Here is a 19,108-nt window from a genome sequence, read left to right as displayed (position 1 = left end):
ATGATGAAAATAAAAAAAATGGTTTCCCCACTTGACTCCGGATTTGAAATCCGTTGATATGAAATCCGAATTTGGAATCGAGGATAATTTAATGTTTTTTATTGATTTTAAATAATTTTAAACGTCAGGGCTACCTTTTCCAGTTTGTGAGAGGAACAGGAGACGCCCAAATTCGTAGATGGGTGTTCATCCTGATGAGCGTTTTTGCGCCGACTTGTGCCGGAGATGGGGCGGCTGCTGCCCGAAATGGTACGCAGGAGGGACCGTTCCGGGCTATGGGGCTGCATGGCCGTAGCCGTATGAGCTGCGCAAAACGGAGGCTTTTTCCGTTTTGTCAGTGCCGGGCCGCCGGGTTTGAGGAGATGCAGGAAAAGGCTTCGGCAGGAATGTCCTGCTTCTTGAGGCCCGCAGCAGCGTTTTCCCATTTCAGGGAAAGGGAGGAGGAGGGCGTTTTTCCTACATAACCAATCCGGATGGGGTGGAGGCCGGCTTTCAGTTTTACCGTCTGGGCGGCCAGGGCGGCGGGGCCGATTTTTGCCAGTACGTCTTCCGCCACGCCCTGCACGGCGCGGGAATCCGCTTCTTCTCCGGGTATGTAGTTGAAGTCCGCGTCAATCAGCTGCATGTCATGCAGGTGGACGAAGGCCTTGGAGCCTTCTCCGGCGTCCGTGTTCAGGTAGAATGTATATTCCCCGTCTTTAGGCACCGTCAGGTAGCCGCTGAGTTCCACGCCTTTCCGGGCCAGGGAAGGCGTTACCTGCACGTTTACGCCTGCCGTGTGTCCAGCGGCGTCCGGAGAACCCATCTGGGAGAAATCCGGAACCCAGTCAAAGCTACGGTTCCATACACGCCAGGCCAGCCCCGGTTTCAAGCCGGAAGGGCAGGGAGAGAGTGAAGGGACGCAGGCGGCGTCCAGCCCCTGGACGGACTGTGGCGCGGAAGAGCGCCTCATCCTCAGTACGCGGGCTTTCATTTTTTCCTGAAGGTCCGGCCTGGAGGAGGCCAGGTTCTTCGCCTCCTGCGGATCCTTTTTCGTGTCAAAAATCATGAAATCCTTCTCCGGATTGAGTTTCCTGTCATCATTGTTTCCTCCCCCCTGGCGGCGCACCCCTTTCAGGCCGTCCACGTAAACCACCTGCTGCATGTCCGTATCCCCCTTCACATTCCGGTGGGCGGGCAGGAAGTCTTGGAAATCTGTCGTGACCAGGTCTCCAAAGTATTCCACGTAGATATTGCTCTTCTTCTGCCGTTCGGGAACGCCTGCCAGCGTGGGCAGCAGGGAAACGCCGTCGCAGCGGGCGGGCACGGGCACCCCGGCCGCCTCCGCAAAGGTGGCCATCCAGTCCTGGAACTGGGAGGCGTTCAGGGAAATGCCTCCCTTGTTGATGTATTTGGGCCAGCGCACCAGGGTTGGTTCCCTCATGCCGCCCTCCCACGTATCCTTCTTAATGCCGTCCATCATGCCGTAAGCCCGGAAATAGGCGGGATTCTTCGCGCCGTGCCAGTGTTTGGAGTCCGCGCCTCCCTCGTGATGGGGGCCGTTGTCGGAGGTGAAGACGATCATCGTGTTGTCGTCAATGCCCAGCTCCTTGAGCGTCTGGATCATATCCGCGATGGTGTCGTCCACGCGGCGTATCATGGTGGCGTGGCGGCGTTCCACTTCCTGGTCAATGCAGGGAGCGGCGTTGTCCGGATGAATGTAGGAATCCTTCTCATACTTCCCCTTCACTCCTGCGGCTTCGGCCAGGGCCTTCGTTCCCGTATTGCTGGTGGCCAGGCCGTCTTTCTCCACCCATTGCAGCCCTCCGTGCACGCCCAGCCCGGGCGGGTAGGCGCAGGCCGGCACGACGCTGTTGGCATGCGGAGCGGGAAACGCCAGGTACAGGAAGAAAGGCTGGGAGGGAGTTCTTGCATGGTGGTCCATGATCCATTTTTTGGCGCGGGCGGCGAACATGTCCGTGTCATAGGCCGTATCCGGGACGGTGGATCTTACGTTCCTCAGCCGGGGGGCGTCATCCAGATGGTTGTATTCCCATACCTTTCCGAGGTCCGGGTTCTTCGCTATTTTCATGTTTTCCCCGAGGTAGTGGAAATGGCCGGACAAGTGGTCCACGACACCGTAGAAGTAATCGAATCCCCGCTGGTCAGGGGTGGCGCTCATGCTGTAATGGTAGCCTGGCTTGCCGCCTGCGGATTCCCCGCCGCCGCCGATACCCCATTTGCCGACGGCGGCCGTTTCATAGCCGGCTCCTTTCAGCACCGTGGCCAGCGTGTGGGAATTTTCAATGGGATCGTCAAAGCATTTGTTGCGCAGCACCCGGGAGTGGCCCATGTGCACCCCCAGCATCAGGCCGGCGCGGGCGGGGGCGCAGACTGGAGACGTGGTGTAATGGCGGCGCAGCTGCATGCCTTCCGCGGCCATCCTGTCCAGGGTGGGCGTTTTAAAGCTGTGCTCGCGGGGGACCGTTCTTCCATTAAGCTCCGGATGTTCCCAGAAGGCGTTCACTTCACCCCATCCCATGTCGTCCACCAGGATGAGGATGATGTTGGGTTTGGAGCCGGCCATCCCTTTCAGCCTTGCGGTTTCCCCTGCGAGGGAATTGGCGGAACAGGGAACAATCAGGAACAGCGCGGAGAGAAAAAAACGGCGGAAAATCATGGCGTCAGTCGGTTAAACTGGTTATTGTTACGTGGGCACGATGGCGTTTCTGACAAAAATATTACTTTGTGAAGTTGTTTTGCCGATCTTCAAATGAATGTCTTCCGTGTTCCGGGTCAGCCGCGGATCTCCGAGAAAGCATGAAAAAGAAACCGGGCGCCGCACATGCAAACATGACGGACGGAAAACCGGGAGGAAAAGAAAATTTCAGCATGGCTGCATTCCCGTAAAAGTCAGGGGAAAAAACAGGCGCCAGAAGATCTGGATACATTATAACATTTTAATAATCAATATATTAAAATTTAAAAATAAGATGGATTTCAATAGGTGGGAGAGTTGAAAGAAGCGGGTTATGTTTCATCTTGGTTTTTAGTTGCTTTTGTGAACTTGACCTGTCTTTTTAATGTTGTTAAAAGAATAGTTTATGTTCCGCTTTTGGTTTTACGGATGGGTATTTGTCCTGGCCGCCGTTTTTTCTCCTGCCTGTGCCGAAGAAGATGTGACCGGACGTCCGGCTGCTCCGGAACAGTATTTCGCATGGGAATGGAAGGAGGCCTATTGGGGCAAAGCGGCCGCCGTTTACTGGCCCACCCTGTTTCCGGAAAATCCTCCCTTCAAGTATGCGTGCATTTACCTGGGTTCCTTTGATCAGGAATCCGGGTTTTATCTGGATGGGGATACGTTGTATTGGGCCCGGTCCGTAGGGGCTCAAAGCATGCAGATGTTGAGCCAGAAGCCGATCGTCAATCTTCAGACGAGGAACATGGTGTCCGGAGTTTCCCTGGCGGCCTGCCTGTGGGCTCCCGCAATGCACAGCCTGCTGGCCGGCTGGGACTGGATTCTGGAGGAAAACCCTTTCCATGTTCTGGGAAAGGGGGAGGATAAATGGTATGCCCCCGGCTTCCGGGACGGGATAATGATGGCTGGAGCCTGGATGGAGTCCCTGGTGAATCCCTACCTGTATTCCAGGAATGAGGTGAGAAGAGGGCGTGTCATGCTGAAGCCCGCTCTTGCGGAGGCTCTTCGGCGGACCTGGGATGAGACCGTAACAAAGAGAACGTTTTCCATGAGGTTGTACCGTGAGTACCTGGAACGGCTGGACGGAGATTATTGCTACTTCCGCGGAGCTTCGGGGCCGGTCGGTGAAGATTTATGCTCCGGAGCCGGCAGCATGAGGTGCTCCATGATGGATCTGGTCCACGGATTGATGGACATGGCGATGATGGATGATTGGAATGAGGAGACGGAACGCTGGCTGATGGAACAGTGCGCCAAGGTACGCCGGCATGCTTCCGAAGTGGGAGACAAGGCCCCTCCCATGGTTTCAGAAAAATGGGTGCAGGATGTGATGGACCGGTATTTCCAAAGCCTGGATAAAGAGAGGGCAAAAGACAGGGAAGGAACGGCGGAGGGCCTTTCCGGTGCCGGTTCCGCCCTGCCGGAGGGAGAAGAGGAGAAGCCGGCAAAGCCTGAGCCGGATCAAAAAGCGTTCGTCAAGGGATACCGGGAACGTTTTTTCAAGCCGCTGGAAGAAAATCCCCTGTGGCATGACCTTTTTCCGAAAGGGGCCGGGGGAAAACCGGCCGCGCTCTGGTTTGGAGAGCGGGGAGTAACCGGAATTTACGTGAATGGTGCGGAAATGGGCCGGGCTTTTGCCCGGAACACTAATCCAGAGCTGGTGTACTGGGACTATTTTTTCCGCGGAGTTCCGGAACGGCGTCTTTCCCCTTATGAAGGGGAGCCGGAGGCGAGTGGAGAATACGGCCCCAGGGTCAAGCGGGAATGGATGGCGCTGGGAGACAGGCTGTCCAGCCTGTCCGTCATGATTCTGAATCGGATTGCCCGCAGGGAAATTCCGGCTCCGAATGTCCCCGCCAACCCGGAGGCGGATGATATTTCCATGATTGTCGTGCGCGGGGATGACGGGACTACGCGGATCATTTCCCCGCGGGAGAAAGGAGCGAAGGCTGTGCTCCAATTTCTGGAATCCGTCTATGAATCCTATGAAGTGTCCTGTGTGGAGGAGAGCGCCTGTTATATCAGGAAAATGCATGAGGAGCTCCAGGGGAAGAATCCGCAGTCCGGAAGCGGGGGGAATGATGAGGAATTCGGGAACTTCGGCAGCCGTTATCTATGGTGAATCCGGTGAAGCGCCGGAAAGCTGGAAGGGAGGGAGCCGGAATGAAGCGGGAATTTAGTCTTGATACCGGTAGGGGCGGGCGTATCATGTGCTTTAGTATGCACGCCGACTTGGAGAAATTATTGTCTCTGGGGAAAATCACCCCCTCTCTCGCTGAAAAACTTGATCGCATCGCACCTGGCCGTTACTGCTTCCATTCTTCCTGGGGCGCTGGCAAAGTCATTTCCTGGAATCTGCCTGCCAAGAAGCTGATTATTGATTTTGAAGAAAATCCGGAACATGAAGTTGCCCTGGAATTTGCCCCCCGGATTCTGGAGTTCCTGGAGGAAGGCCACTTCCTGGCCAGGCGTTATGAAGATACGGAAGCACTGATCAGCCTGGCTGCGGATGATCCCGTGGAACTGGTGCGCATCACGCTGCAGGGCTACGGCAATTCCCTCACCCCGGAAAAACTGGAAGCCGCGCTGAAAGGCACCGTCATTGCGGAGGATAAATGGAAGAACTGGTGGGACAAGGTGCGCGCCATGCTGCGTTCCAACGTGCAGTTCATGATGCCTACCCGCAAGGGGGAACGCATTACCCTCCGTTCCAATATTATTTCCCGTGCCCAGGCGGCCCTGGAGGATTACAACAAGGCCGCCGACCTGAAGGCCAAGGTGCGCGTGCTTGACGGCATCAAGATGGAAGCCGTGATCGCAGAGCCGGCCGTTGTCAATACCCTGATCCAGGCGGTGGACGCCGATGTGCGCAATGGCGGAAGCCTGGCTTTGCAGCAGGTGCTGGAGCTGGCCGTTCTGCGGGATGACCTGATTGCCGCCGTGAAGAACACGGAAGCCGCCCAGGAGTGCTATCCCCTCCGTTCCCTGGTGGAAGCCGGCATTGGGGATGTGGAGCGTTTCGCGGAAGTGCTCAATTCCATGCCGGCCGTGCGCCAGAAGCGCGTGTATGCCGTCCTTCCCGACATTTTTGGCGAAGAATGGCCGCAGAAGGCGTTGACCCTGTTTGATGCCAGTGGCGCCCGCGCCGTGGGGGAAATTGCCAAATTCCTGATTGAGGAAGGGCAGGACAAGGTCCTCGTCAAGCATCTGAAGCATGAACTGCTGCGCCAGAACCTGCCGGCGGAGTCCCTCATCTGGATCTGCCGCCAGAGGCATGACGCCTCCAAGCCCCTCTTCGGGCTGCCCGTAGGCATCGCCATGCTTTCCCTGATTGAACAGGACCACATGGACGGCGGCCCCAACCGCATGCTGCGCCTGAAGAACCTGTTCATGGAAGACAAGAATATCATCCAGGAGATGATCAAGGGACAGGACGCAGCGGAGGTGCGCCAGTTTGCCAAGATGCTGTACAACACCTCCGCTTTTTCAGAACAGGACCGCGGCGCGTTGATGGCTCGCGTGATCAGCGTGTTCCCGGATCTGCATTCCATCGTTCTGGACGCCCTGGTGGATACTTCCGACAAGCCGGAGCCGATCTTTGTTTCCTGGGAAAGCCTGGAAGCCCGGAAGAAGGAGCTTGAAGAACTGGTGAACGTGAAGATTCCGGAAAACCTGCACAACAAGAAGATTTCCCGTGCGGAGGGGGACCTCCGCGAAAACGGCGGTTACCAGGACGCCAAGGAAGTGGAAAAGGTGCTCAACCGCCGCCGTTCAGAGCTGGAACACGCGCTGGCGCTGGCCCGCGGCACGGATTTTGTCGTGACGGATACTTCCCGCGCCGCGATGGGCACGAAGGTGACCCTGCAGCCGCTGGATGGCGGAGATGCCGTGGTGTACACTATTCTGGGCGCTTGGGATACGAACCCGGAAAAACACATTGTCTCCTATCTTTCCCAGGTGGGCAAGGAGCTGACGGGCAAGAGCGTGGGAGACCAGGTAAAAATCGTTCCGATGGACGGCGATAAGAAAAAGGTGTTCACCATCACGAAGATCGAAGCGGCTTTTTAAAAAGCTGTTTTTCCTTGAAAGTAAACATTTTAAAATCCCTCTCTTCTTTTTAGAAGAGAGGGATTTTTTTGTTCATGGAAAATTTTTATGCCGCATGACGGATTGTGAATCCGAGGTCAACCAAAAAAGCCATTATTTGAATTTTATTTTATCATTATAAGTGCATTAGCGAAATGAAGCATCATTTGTAAGACCAGATTGTTTAGCGACCAATAACTTTCCCTTTCCGGACTCGAAAATCAAAACACCTTATTATCAGATTCCTACATAGAATATGTTCTTGAAAAAATTTTCAAATCTGTAACGGATTCACAATCCGCTAGGAGAGAGGAAATGCTTCCCGGCATTTATTAACCAATAATTCTTATTCTTATGAAGAAAACCCTGCTGTTAACAGCATTTCTGGTACTCTCTTCCATCACGGGCTATGCGTCCACAGTGGTGGTAACGTTCGGGGTGAATACTTTGGACAGAGGGATGTCTACTTTCACTGGCACCTATCTTGGGGAGTCAGGCAGTGTGAACCTGATCACGACAGGTAGCAATGGGCAGAGCTATACCTCTTCCGGCCTTACGGCCTTTGATGGAGACTCTACTGGCATCACCATCAAAACGGGAGCCGGCGCCTGCGGAGGACCGGGCTGTCTGACGACAGGCAATGTCAAGGATTCCTATGATTCTGTCCAAAATCCGAATAAATTTTTCGATATATTTGGTGCGGATATGGCAACGGGTGACAACGGCGGATGTATTAACATTGCCAGCGGGAATTATACCATGCAGCTGGGTGGCCTGTCTTCCGGGGTCTATACCCTGACCATGCTGGTCGGCCGCGGCAACACTACTTATGGGACCGCTTCTTCCACCTACACATTGGACGGCACGGGAATCACAGGGCTGTCTGCCAATATCCTGGATCACTCAGCCGGAATGTCTGCCAGTCTGAACGGCACGGATTTAACGCTGGGCAGGGGAGAAGGCGACTGGGCTCTTGTGGAGTATACGTTTACCGTCACTGCTGACAATACCACCTTGAATTTGAAATCAGAAGGTTCCGGCAACATCGGTGCCCTGGCTCTTGCCTCCGTGCCGGAACCGGCCACCGCAAGCTTGGGCCTGCTGGGCCTGGGCGTTCTGCTGATGCGCCGTCGCCGGGCATAACGCCTTTTTGACGCGAGCGCCGGCTGTTTGTGGAAAGAACGGCCGGCGCTTTCTTATTTGCGAACGGAAGATCACGATGAGAAAACTGCATTGGCTTGGATGGATTCCGACTGTTCTGGCCGCCTGTTGCCTGGCGCATGCTGAAGAAATAGGGATAGGTGTGCTGAATGGCTCTACGGCCACGGAAGCGGCGTTCCTGAAAGCGGAGCCCGGTACGTTGGCGGAGGAAGGAAAGATCTGGAATTTCATCACGCCGGAAGAGAATGTCTCAACGACTGCCGCCACCCTGAAAACCACGGAGGGCACGGCAACGGAGGCCGGGTGCGTTCTGAAGTCCGGTTATTGCAAAACCAACGGGATCTTTTCCACAGGCAGGAACCGCGATTTCCTGCTGATGGATTCTTGGGCCGGAATCAGGGGGGCGGAAAATGCGGTGATTTCCCATTTGCCCGGCTCCATGGCGGAATACTGCCACGTGGAGATTTACGGAGACTGCAATGATTCCAACCGTGACATGCTTTATACGGCGAACGGCATCACCGGAACTATCCGGGACCGCGGCACGTTTTCCGGCACGTTTCAGGAGGGGGGGAACAAGGTCGTTCTGCGGTATGTGCCGGTCACGAACGGAACCATCACGATTACGGGCAACGCCGCCGCCCAGACCCGTTCCGCGATCAACGCCATCCGCCTTATTGCGCCGTCCCCCGGCATCATGTCTTTTACGGCGGCTCCTTCAGAGATCATGGAAGGGGACTCCGCCGGAGCCGTCCTGAGTTGGAAAACCTGGAAATGCCATACCGTTACGCTGAGCATCAAGGATGACGGGGACATTCCCGTTACCACGGAAAATGGTACGGGTTCCGTTACAGTGACCCCTCCAACCACGACGACCTACGTGCTGAAAGCAACGGATGAAAACGGAACGGAATCCACGGCGGAAGTGACGGTGACCGTCAAGAGGCAGGAACCGGAAATTCTTCTCTTTGAATCGGACAAAAAAAGGCTTGTTCCCGGCAGTGAGGAAAAGGCCACGCTGACCTGGAGCACCGTCATGGCGCAAAGCCTGACGCTGACGGGGAACGGAAAAGACATCCCCATCAGCAGTGAATCCGGTTCCGGCACCCTCCAGGTCAATCCTGCGGAGACTACGCAGTATACGCTGACCCTGGCCGCCGCGGACGGCACGAAAAAGAGTAAATCCCTGATTGTTTCTGTTCTGGCGGAGAATACGCCCAATATTCTGTTTTTCCTGGTGGACGATATGGGCTGGCAGGATACGTCCGTTCCATTCTACTATAAGGACGGCCAGCCGGTGGTCACGGAATTGAACAGGTTTTACAAGACGCCTTCCATGGAAAGGCTGGCGGCCCAGGGGCTGAAATTCACGAATGCCTATTCCTGCCCGGTCTGTTCTCCCGGCCGTACTTCCCTGATGACAGGGAAAAATTCCGCCCATCACCGGGTGACCAACTGGACGGCTGTGGATTCCCCGACTCTCAATGAGTCCGGCGGCGGTCCGCTTCCCCACATCCGGGCTCCCCAGTGGAATATGGCGGGGATGAGCGAACAGGAAATTCCTCTTCCCCGGGTTCTGCAGGACGCGGGATACCGGACCATCAGCGTGGGAAAGGCCCACTTTGCTCCCTCCAACCAGCGCTATTCCAACCCGGCCAATCTGGGGTTTGACGTCAACATCGCCGGCTGTTCCGCCGGCCAGCCGGCTTCCTACAAGGGGGAAGAACAGTTTGGCAGCGGGAATACCCATGTTCCGGATCTGGAGAAGTACTACGGAACTTCCTCGGAGGAAGACAGGAAGAAAAACTTTCTGACCAACGCCCTGACGCTGGAAATGAAAAGGGAGATTAAAGATGCCGTGGATAAGAACGTGCCCTTTTTTGCCTACATGACCCATTATGCCGTCCACCAGCGTCATGACCAGCCGGACCCCAACGGGGATTACAATACCTATCCCGATGGGTCTTCCTTTGAACCGGGCGTGGTCATGAACGCCAATCTCCGCAACTTCGGCACCTTGATCGGCGGCATGGACAAGTCCCTGGGAGACCTGATGGATTACCTGAAAGAGCTGGGCGTGGCTAACAAGACGCTTATTATTTTCATGTCCGACAACGGCGGGGACTCCCCTATCCAGATGGACCAGTCCCAGAATGTTCCCAATGTTGAGAAAATAAGCGCCGTAGCCCCCCTCAGAGGCCGCAAATGCAGCCGTTATGAAGGAGGCACCCGCGTTCCCATGATCGTAGGGTGGGCGGAAGTGGACCCTTCCAGCCCTGTCCAGCAGGAATACCCTATCCCCCAGAATGCCGTCAATCATGATATCGTGGCCATCTGGGACATTTATCCCACCATTCTGAGCATGCTGAAGCTCAAGGTGCCTGTGGATCAGCAGGTGGATGGAGAAGACATCAGCCCCTATTTCAGGAATGACGCGTCCTTCCACCGTACGCAAAAAATCTACCACCACTTCCCGCACCATCATACCTACGCCAATTTCTATTCCACCTACCGTGAAGGGGACTGGAAGGTCATTTATAATTACATGGACCAGTACGCCAATACGGCCCTGTGGGCCGGCAACGGCTACCAAACAGCGGGCCGTTTTCCGTGGCAGCTTTTCAATCTGAAGGATGACATCAGTGAAAGCAATAACCTGGCGCAGGATCCCGCTCAGAAGGAACGCCTGATGCGCATGGCTCGTTCCCTGATCCGGGAATTGAACAAAGTGGATGCCCAATTTCCGGTTCTCACGAAAAATGGGCAGATCATAGGAACAGCCTATATCCGCATGCCGGACCTGCCGGAGGTGGATTCCGACGGGGACGGCGTGCCTGATCTCATTGAAGACGCCAATGGCAACGGACTCGTCGACCCCGGAGAGACTGATCCCGATGATTCGTCCTCCGTGGTCCCCATTCAGGAATAACTTTTTCCCCAGCAGATGAATTTCATGAATAGACCACGGCTATTCCTTCATTCCGCATCCCATGGCCGCCTGACCGGGCTGGCCCTCTGTTCCGGATTGCTTCTTTCCGGGGCCCTGCTTATGGGTGATACCATCATCAATGCCGGAGGCGGCGCCAGCAATGCCGACAAGACGGGCAACGGGGGAGGCACGCTGGATTACGGGAAGGTCACTTTTTCCGGAACGGCTTCCTATGAGAACAATACGGTCCGCGGCTTTTCCCAGGGCGGCGCTCTTTATGCCGGTTCCGTCGTTCAGCAGGATGCCGTCTCGTTTACCGGCAACCGGGCGGAGGAAGGCAGCGGCGGCGCGCTCTACAGCCGTGGAGACGTGCAGGTGGCGGCAGGTTCCTCCTTTACCGGCAATGCGGCGGCCCTCAACGGAGGAGCTGTGTGCCTGGACGCCAATGATGGAGAGAACGTGCGCACGGTGAACGTGGAAAGCGGCTGTACGTTTTCCGGCAACGGCGCCGGCAATTTGGGGGGCGCCATTTATGTCTCCGGAAACAGTGCGGAGGCCCCAACCGTCCTCAACTTCCATTCTGCGGATTCTTCCCGTCCCATTTCCTTCAGCGGCAACTACCGGGGCCGCTCCGTGGGTTCCTCTGCGGGCGGCGTGGCCAATTCCATCACGGTGATGGGAAATGTCCGCGTGGTCATGCAGGCGGAACGGGACTGCCTGATCAGCATGGAAGACCCTCTTTATTCCTTTGCGGGATACTCTTCCACGTCCAGCCTGAGAAAAACGGGGGACGGAACGCTGGGGTTCGGGGAAGGCGTTTCCCTGTGCCGTTTTCCGGTGAGTGTGGAAGCCGGAACGGTCCGGCTGGGCGCAAATGCCGGGATACGCGGAATGACGCGGCTGGATGTGTCCCCCGGCGCGTGCCTGTCCTTTTCTCTTCCGCAGACTCCCGGCCAGGCCGCCCCATGGAGCGTGGAGGGGCCCGTTTCCCTGGACGGTACGGCGGAATTGCACGTGGCGCTTCCGGCCATGGCAGGGAAGGAGAAGTATCAAAGCTGGAAGCTGGTGGAAGGAAATTCCCTTTCCATGGCGGCGCTTCCTTCCGTTTCCTATGATGCCGCCAGTGCGGAAGCTTGGAAACAGGCGGGCAGTTTTTCCCTGCGGCAGGAAGATGCGCCAGGAAAGAGCACTCTGGTGCTGGTCTGGACGCGCACGCCTTCCCCGTATGACCAATGGAAGGATGACCACTTTACGGAAGGAACGCCTGAAGATCAGACCAACCCGGATGCATGTCCTGCGGGCGACGGCGTCACCAACCTGATGAAGTATGCCACAGGGCTGGATCCGACCAAACCCTGTGGAAGCGTGACGAAGCTGACAACCGGGCAGGAGAATGGGGAATGGCATCTGGTACTGGAATGGCCGGTGAATCCGGCGGCCACGGATGTGACGTTTATCGTGGAAAGTACGGAAGACCTGGTCAACTGGACGGAGGAGGCCGTAGTGGAGCCCGAAGGCGACCATGCGGAATACCGGGATTCCGTGGCGATAGACGGCCATGCGCCGGCGCGGCGTTTCCTGAGATTGAAAGTGACGCGGGAATAGGGCGGTGAAGGCAGGGAGAAGTGGAGCTGTTTTTTGATGAAACGAGGCGATGAGGGCCGGGAGGCCCTCATTCCCAGCCGGCCCGGGAAGATGTGTTCCGGAGGGCAGGCATGATACGCCGTGCATGTTCATTAGGGTCTTCCCTGGGAGTTAGGGGCTCCCGTCCCTGATCAGGAGAAACTTTGTTATTGCATGTCCGGCTGCCGTTTTATGAGGGCCGGGAGGCCCTCATTCCCAGTCGGCTCGGGAGAGTGTATTTCCGGCGGCAGCTAGGAATACACGGGGCACTTTTCCTGAGTATGTATTTCCCCTGGGTGTGTTAGAGCCGTTTTTCCGTATGATGTTCTCCCCGCAACATCAAAAAGGGCTGTTCCACATGCGGCGGAACAGCCCCTGAAAACGGGTGACGGCAAGAGCCGCAGATTATTTGGCAAGAACCTTCCGAACGGCGGCGGCAACGTTTTCCACGTTCATGCCGAGTTCTTCCAGCACCTGCGCGCCGGGCGCCGAGAAGCCGAAGCGGTTGATGCCCACGGCTTCACCCTGGCAGCCCAGGTATTTCCACCACAGGTCCGTTACGCCGGCTTCCACGGAGACCCTTCTCATGCAGGAGGAGGGCAGAACGCTTTCCCGGTATTCCGCAGGCTGCGCGTCAAAGCGGAAGAAGCTGGGCATGGAAACTACGCGGATTCCTTCTCCGATGCTCTCTGCGGCTTTCAGGGCCAGTTCAAGTTCTGATCCGCTGGCCAGGATGATGGCTTGCAATGCTCCCTGTTCATGACGGGCGATGTAGCCGCCTTTCAGAACGCCCTGACGGCGCGTTTCCACGGGAATGTCATTCAGGGTGGCCACTTTCTGGCGGGTCAGGATGAGGGCGGTAGGTCCGTCGGCGCGCTGCATGGCGGCTATCCAGGCTCCTGCGGTTTCTTCCGGATCTGCCGGACGGATGACGTCCAGGTTCGGGATGACGCGGAGGCCGGAAACGGTTTCCACCGGCTGGTGGGTGGGTCCGTCTTCCCCTACGGCCACGGAATCGTGCGTCAGGATGTAGGTGACGGGAAGCCCGCTCAGCGCGGCCACGCGGATGGCGGCGCGCATGTAGTCCACAAAGACGCAGAAGGTGGCGGCGCTTACGCGGAACAGGCCGTCATAGGCCATGCCGTTACAGATGGCGGCCATGGCGTGTTCCCGGATGCCGAACCAGAAGTTGCGTCCTTCCGGGGTTTCCGCAGAGAAGTCCCCTCCGCCGGAAAGATAGTTTTTATTGGAGCTGTACAGGTCCGCGCTGGTGGTCAGGAACCAGGGATCCGCCTTGGCAATGGCATTGATGGCGACGGCTCCGGCGGAACGGGTGGCGTCACTGTAATCCTGCGGGAAGGCGGGAATGGCCTTGTCGGAGTCGGCAGGGTTGACGCCGTTGGCGCAGGCGCTGATGCCCGCATCCAGTTCGGCGGCCAGTTCCGGATAAGTCTGGCGCCATTCCTGATAGGCGGCATTCCAGGCCTGGAAGGCTTGTTCCCGTTTGGCGCGGAGGTCCTGGAAACAGGCGCGGACGTCTTCAGAGACGTAATAGCGTTCTCCGGCCGGAATACCCCAGTTGGCATGGGCTTCTTCCTGAAGCTTCGCGCCGCCTTCCCCGTGGCCTTTCGTGGTTCCTTCAATGCCGGGAATACCTTTGCCGATCACCGTCTTGGCGATGATAAGCTGGGGCTTGCCGTTTTTGGCCGCCTTGGCGGCTTTCACCGCTTCCGCGATGGCGCTGAGGTCGTGCCCGTCAATCTGGCGCACGTCCCAGCCCAGGGCTTCATATACGGCGCGCGGGTCCGCCAGCTGGGTGCGGTCCGCAGGGGCGTCCAGCGTGATGTCGTTGGAATCGTAAATGAGAATAAGATTGTCCAGCTTCAGGACGGCGGCCAGGGCCAGCGATTCGCGGGCCACGCCTTCCTGAAGGCAGCCGTCCCCCGTAAGGCAGAAAACGTGCTGGGTGAAGATGTCCATGCCTGGCTTGTTGAACCGCGCGGCGGCGCGCCTGGCGGAAAGGGCGAACCCTACGGCGTTGGCAATCCCCTGTCCCAAGGGGCCGGTGGTGCATTCCACGCCCTCCGTATCCCGGAATTCCGGGTGGCCCGGCGTGATGGAGCCTTTGTGGCGGAAGCCCTTGAGATCTTCAATGCTGATGTTGAATCCCGACAGATGCAGCCAGCCGTAAAGGAACATGGAGCCGTGGCCGGCGGAAAGGATGAAGCGGTCACGGTTGAGCCAGCGGGGCTGGGAGGGGCAGATGTTGAGCAAATCGCCGAACAGGACGGCCCCGATTTCGGCGCACCCCAGCGGCAGGCCCAGGTGGCCGGATGCGCAGTCGTGAACGGCATCCATGGCGAGGCCCCGCGCCTGGTTGGCGGCTTTTTGGAGAAGGTCAAGATTCATGCCCGGGCAATATGAGCAGATCAGCCCCATATTGGAAGCCTAAAATGCGTCTCCGGCAACCGTGTGGAGCCGGGGAAAAGCATTGAAGATGGAAGCGCACGGCATTCCCGTCCGGCCCCTGCGGCACACGGCCCGGCATGCCCGGGCGATTTACGGCATGAAGCCGCTGGGAATAGGTGGGGACCCCTTGCTTCATTGATCGTTCACGGCTTCATTTTCCTCTGTTTTTGATAACTTTAGCCGGGTTTCCCGCCAGCAGGGTACATTTCTCCCGGAAGGGTTGGGTAATAACCGATTGCAGGCCGACAACCGCCTTTACCGGGATGACGGCATGTGGAGTGAAAGCATCCCTCCCCGGGAAAGGAGGCCGGAAGCACGCTGTTTCCTTTCCGGGATTTGGAAGAAACTTTAATTGACACCATTGAAAAATTAGTTTTTAATAATTCTAAATAAAAGATGCCATGAAAGACCCAAAGAATTTGACAACCTCCGTCGGAGCACCCGTTCCGGATAACGAGAACGTGCTCACGGCCGGCCCGCGCGGCCCCATGCTGCTCCAGGACGTCTGGTTTCTGGAAAAGCTGGCCCATTTCGACCGGGAGGTGATTCCGGAACGGCGCATGCACGCCAAGGGTTCCGGCGCCTTCGGCACGTTTACCGTGATGGGTGACATCACCCGGTACACGAAGGCGGCCATATTTTCCCGGATTGGCAAGACGACTGACCTGCTGGTGCGTTTTTCCACGGTGGCCGGGGAGAGGGGTGCGGCGGACGCGGAGCGCGACATCCGCGGCTTTGCCATCAAGTTTTATACGGAGGAGGGCAACTGGGACCTGGTGGGCAATAACACGCCCGTCTTTTTCCTGCGGGATCCCCTGAAATTCCCGGACCTGAACCACGCCATCAAGCGCGATCCGCGCACCAATATGAGAAGTGCGCGCAACAACTGGGATTTCTGGACTTCCCTTCCGGAAGCCTTCCACCAGGTCACCGTCGTCATGAGTGACCGAGGCATTCCGGCCTCCTACCGCCACATGCACGGGTTCGGGAGCCATGCATTCAGCATGCTGAATGCGGATCATGAACGGGTGTGGGTGAAGTTCCACCTGAAAACCCAGCAGGGCATCAGGAATCTGACGGACGCGGAGGCCGAAGCGATCATTGCGAAGGACCGGGAAAGCCATCAGCGGGATTTGTATGAAAGCATTGAACGGAAGGATTTCCCGCGCTGGACCATGTACATCCAGGTCATGACGCAGGAGCAGGCCAGGGCATGCCCTTTCAACCCGTTTGACCTGACCAAGGTGTGGCCGCACGGGGATTATCCCCTCATGGAGGTGGGCGTGCTGGAACTCAACCGGAATCCGGATAACTATTTCGCCCAGATTGAGCAGGCGGCGTTCAATCCGGCCAACGTGGTGCCCGGCATCGGCTTTTCCCCGGACAAGATGCTTCAGGGGCGCCTGTTCTCCTACGGGGACGCCCAGCGGTATAGGCTGGGGGTGAACCACAACCAGATTCCCGTGAACGCTCCCCGGTGCCCGTTCCACAGCTACCACCGGGACGGCATGATGCGCGTGGACGACAACGCGGGAGGCACGCTGGGCTATGAACCGAACAGCTACGGGGAATGGAAGGAACAGCCGGAATTCCGCGAACCTCCGCTTAAGCTGGACGGTGCGGCCTGGCACTGGGATTTTCATGAAGATGACGACGATTATTATTCCCAGCCGCGCGCCCTGTTCCGGCTGATGAATCCGGAACAGAAGGAGGCCCTGTACGGCAATACCGCCCGGGCCATGGGCGACGCTCCGGATTTTATCAAGCAGCGCCACATCGACCACTGCATGGAGTGCGACCCCGAATACGGGGAAGGGGTGGCCAAAGCCCTGGGCATGCACAGGAGGTAGGCTATACCTGGATTCCTGAATTTTTCCCGGGCGGAAGCTCCCTGTTATGGAAGCTTCCGCCCGGTTTTGGTGTTGGAGCGCCTTGTCCGGTGTCTGCCGGGAAGTGGGATGCGGGGTGTTCCCGTAGCTGAATGTCCGGTTGTTGCGGCGGTTCCGGCTCATCCCCGCTGGCGGGAGAAACGGCAACGGTTAGGAAAAACGCGTTTTCTGCTTTCTGTGCGGAAACCGCCTGTTGTATCATAGGGGGCAGAAACGCATGAAAATCGTAGTTAAAGTAGGAACGGGAGTCCTGACCCGTGAGAACGGAACGCTGGACGGCTCTTCCATTGTGCATCTGGTGAGCGCCCTGGCGGACCTGATGCAGAAGGGCCACCAGGTGGTTCTGGTAAGTTCCGGGGCGGTTGGTTCCGGGGTGTCCGTGCTGGGGCTGCCGTCCTATCCGCAGGAATTGTCCCTCAAGCAAGCCTGCGCGGCCGTGGGGCAGACGCGGCTGATGCAGACGTACGAGAATCTTTTCAACCATTTTAATGTGGAAGTGGCCCAGCTTTTGTTGACGGCGGATGATTTGAAGCGCCGCCGCCCCAACGTGCAGGCTACGGTGATGCGCCTGTTTGAGCATGGGGGCATCATTCCCATTGTGAATGAGAACGATACCGTGTCCGTGGAAGAGTTGAAGTTTGGAGATAACGACATTCTTTCCGTCCATATGGCGCGCCTGGTGGAAGCGGACGCCCTGTTTATCCTGACGAGCGTGGACGGCTTGTATCCCCCCGGAGGCAGCCGTGAGGCCATCATTCCGCGTGTGGAGGATGTGGACTCCGTGCTGGCGTTTGCGGAGGAGGACCAGGGGCGCTTTTCCATGGGCGGCATGAGCGCCAAGCTTCAGGCCGTGCGGGAGGCCGTGAATGCGGGCATAGGCACGTACATCATGCATGGCCGTCATCCGGAACGCATCAGCCTGCTGCTGGAAGGCGGAGCGGAAGGCGCCGGAACGTTTTTTGTACCCGGGGAGGAAGGAAGATGACTGCGGAGAATCCTCTTGAACCAGTGGGACAGGCCGCGCTGGCGGCCTCCCGGGAGATGCTGGCCCTGGGGCCGGAGGAAAAGACGGACGCCTTGCGCCGCATGGCCGCGGGGGTGCGCGTTGCGGCAGGGAAGATTCTCCAGGAGAATGGCCTGGATATGGAGGAGGCCCGGAACGCCGGGCGCAATGCCGCGTTTCTGGACAGGCTGCTTCTGACCCCTGATCGCGTGGAACGCATGGCGCGCGGCATGGAACAGGTGGCGGAACTGCCTGATCCCGCAGGCGAATGCATCCGGGAATGGACGCGCCCCAATGGACTGCATATCAGACAGGTGCGTGTTCCTTTGGGAGTGATTGGCTTTATTTACGAGAGCCGCGGCACCGTGACCTGTGACGCCGCCGCCCTGTGCCTGAAATCCGGCAATGCGGTCATCTTGCGCGGCGGCAGCGAGTCCCTGCGCACCAACCGGGTTCTGGCGGACGTTTTGCGCGGCGCGTTGAAGGAATCCTCCGTTCCGGTGGACGTCCTGCAGCTTCTCGATTCCGGAAGCCGTGACGAGGTGCGGCAGCTGTGTGAGCTGGACTCCTGCCTGAACGTGATTATTCCACGGGGAGGGAAGGGGCTGATCCGCACCGTCATGCAGTATGCCAGGGTGCCTGTTTTAAAGCATCTGGACGGTATCTGCCATGTGTACGTGGATGCCGCGGCGGATTTAAACATGGCCGTCAATGTGCTGGACGACGCCAAGACGCAGAGGCCGGGCGTCTGCAATGCGGCGGAAACCCTGCTGGTGGATGCCGCCGTGGCAGAGCGTTTTCTGCCGATGGCGGCGGAACGCATGCGCCTGCGGGGCGTGGAGTGCCGCGTGTGCGAACGGGGCTGGCCGTTGTTCGGCCCGGAAGCCGTAAAGGCCTCGGAGGAAGATTGGTCCACGGAGTACGAGGACCTGATTCTGTCCGTCAAGGTGGTGGACGGCGTCCGGGACGCCGTGGAGCATATCAACCGCTACGGTTCCCATCACAGCGATTCCATTATCACGGAGGATGGGGTGGCCCGTGATTATTTCATGCGCCGGGTGGACAGCGCCTGCGTTTACCACAATTGCTCCACGCGCTTCAGCGACGGGGAGGAGTTCGGCTTTGGCGCGGAGATAGGCATAGGAACGGACAAGTTCCATGCCCGCGGCCCGATGGCCCTGCGGGAGCTGACCTCCTATAAGTACGTTATTGAAGGCAGCGGGCAGATGAAAGACCCCTCCCGCATGCCGCAGGAAGACCGTGCCTGAACA

At 57.8% G+C, this 19,108-nt stretch carries 11 protein-coding genes; 8 read left to right on the top strand and 3 right to left on the bottom strand.

The genetic code is table 11. The features are described 5' to 3' along the window. Positions 1–107 precede the first annotated feature (107 nt). A complete protein-coding gene (locus LIO64_RS02695) occupies positions 108–287 on the bottom strand; it encodes a hypothetical protein (RefSeq protein ID WP_290547912.1) in 180 nt (59 codons plus the stop codon). 47 nt (positions 288–334) lie between these two features. Beyond that, on the bottom strand, positions 335–2,659 hold the full coding sequence (locus LIO64_RS02690; protein WP_290547911.1) for a sulfatase-like hydrolase/transferase: 2,325 nt from the start codon (positions 2,657–2,659) through the stop codon (positions 335–337). Positions 2,660–3,083: 424 nt separating this feature from the next. Here LIO64_RS02690 and LIO64_RS02685 point away from each other — a divergent pair, with 424 nt between their 5' ends. The 5 genes from LIO64_RS02685 to LIO64_RS02665 all read left to right on the top strand — a co-directional run bounded on the left by LIO64_RS02685 (position 3,084) and on the right by LIO64_RS02665 (position 12,458). Continuing rightward, positions 3,084–4,799 carry a hypothetical protein gene (locus LIO64_RS02685; protein WP_290547910.1) on the top strand — a complete coding sequence of 572 codons (1,716 nt, stop codon included), beginning with the start codon at positions 3,084–3,086 and terminating at the stop codon, positions 4,797–4,799. A 110-nt stretch (positions 4,800–4,909) separates the two neighbouring features. After that, entirely contained in the window at positions 4,910–6,745 is a 1,836-nt protein-coding gene (locus tag LIO64_RS02680) for a GreA/GreB family elongation factor (RefSeq protein ID WP_290547909.1), read from the top strand. A 372-nt stretch (positions 6,746–7,117) separates the two neighbouring features. Next, positions 7,118–7,906, top strand: coding sequence for a PEP-CTERM sorting domain-containing protein (locus tag LIO64_RS02675; RefSeq protein WP_290547908.1), 789 nt, complete (start codon positions 7,118–7,120; stop codon positions 7,904–7,906). 76 nt (positions 7,907–7,982) lie between these two features. Continuing rightward, the gene (locus LIO64_RS02670) at positions 7,983–10,853 is read left to right on the top strand and encodes a sulfatase-like hydrolase/transferase (RefSeq protein WP_290547907.1); all 2,871 of its coding nucleotides are present in this window, start codon (positions 7,983–7,985) and stop codon (positions 10,851–10,853) included. 24 nt (positions 10,854–10,877) lie between these two features. Further along, positions 10,878–12,458, top strand: coding sequence for a hypothetical protein (locus tag LIO64_RS02665; RefSeq protein WP_290547906.1), 1,581 nt, complete (start codon positions 10,878–10,880; stop codon positions 12,456–12,458). A gap of 423 nt (positions 12,459–12,881) precedes the next feature. Here the strand turns inward: LIO64_RS02665 and tkt are convergent, their stop codons facing one another. Continuing rightward, positions 12,882–14,885 carry a transketolase gene (gene tkt / locus LIO64_RS02660; protein WP_290547905.1) on the bottom strand — a complete coding sequence of 668 codons (2,004 nt, stop codon included), beginning with the start codon at positions 14,883–14,885 and terminating at the stop codon, positions 12,882–12,884. 461 nt (positions 14,886–15,346) lie between these two features. On the opposite strand from tkt, the gene LIO64_RS02655 reads away from it, so the two are divergent. The 3 genes from LIO64_RS02655 to LIO64_RS02645 all read left to right on the top strand — a co-directional run bounded on the left by LIO64_RS02655 (position 15,347) and on the right by LIO64_RS02645 (position 19,105). Continuing rightward, entirely contained in the window at positions 15,347–16,795 is a 1,449-nt protein-coding gene (locus LIO64_RS02655; RefSeq protein WP_290547904.1) for a catalase, read from the top strand. Positions 16,796–17,051: 256 nt separating this feature from the next. Then, positions 17,052–17,819: a glutamate 5-kinase gene (gene proB, locus LIO64_RS02650; RefSeq protein WP_290547903.1), complete on the top strand. Its 768-nt coding sequence runs from the start codon at positions 17,052–17,054 to the stop codon at positions 17,817–17,819. Next, complete coding sequence (locus LIO64_RS02645; RefSeq protein ID WP_290547902.1) at positions 17,816–19,105, top strand: glutamate-5-semialdehyde dehydrogenase; 1,290 nt, start codon at positions 17,816–17,818, stop codon at positions 19,103–19,105. Before proB ends, LIO64_RS02645 begins: the two co-directional genes overlap by 4 nt. The last annotated feature ends 3 nt before the right edge of the window (positions 19,106–19,108 follow it).

This window comes from Akkermansia sp. (assembly GCF_020860705.1).
GTDB lineage: Bacteria > Verrucomicrobiota > Verrucomicrobiia > Verrucomicrobiales > Akkermansiaceae > Akkermansia.
The sequence above is the reverse complement of the archived record's forward strand: the minus strand, read 5'-3'. Positions and strand labels throughout refer to the sequence as shown.